The 298-nt window shown below is 53.0% G+C and carries 2 tRNA genes; both read left to right on the top strand.

What is annotated here, in order from left to right:
* Positions 1-66 precede the first annotated feature (66 nt).
* Positions 67-140, top strand: a tRNA-Met gene (locus ADH54_RS03850).
* A gap of 13 nt (positions 141-153) precedes the next feature.
* Positions 154-227 (top strand) — tRNA-Ile (locus tag ADH54_RS03845).
* Positions 228-298 lie beyond the last annotated feature (71 nt).

Raw genomic sequence — 298 nt, 5'->3', positions numbered from 1 at the left:
AGCTTGGTAGAGTACTTGGTTTGGGACCAAGGTGTCGCAGGTTCGAATCCTGTCTTCCCGATATATGGCGGTGTAGCTCAGCTGGCTAGAGCGTCCGGTTCATACCCGGGAGGTCGGGGGTTCGATCCCCTTCGCCGCTATAATGATCTTGTCGGACCTTTAGCTCAGCTGGTTAGAGCTCTCGGCTCATAACCGAGTGGTCGTAGGTTCAAGTCCTACAAGGTCCATTTGAATATTGGAGGATTACCCAAGTCCGGCTGAAGGGAACGGTCTTGAAAACCGTCAGGCGTGTAAAAGC

This window comes from Streptococcus pseudopneumoniae (assembly GCF_001072315.1).
GTDB classification, from domain to species: domain Bacteria; phylum Bacillota; class Bacilli; order Lactobacillales; family Streptococcaceae; genus Streptococcus; species Streptococcus pseudopneumoniae_R.
Note: the sequence above shows the minus strand (reverse complement) of the source record. Positions and strands in the feature narration are given on the sequence as shown.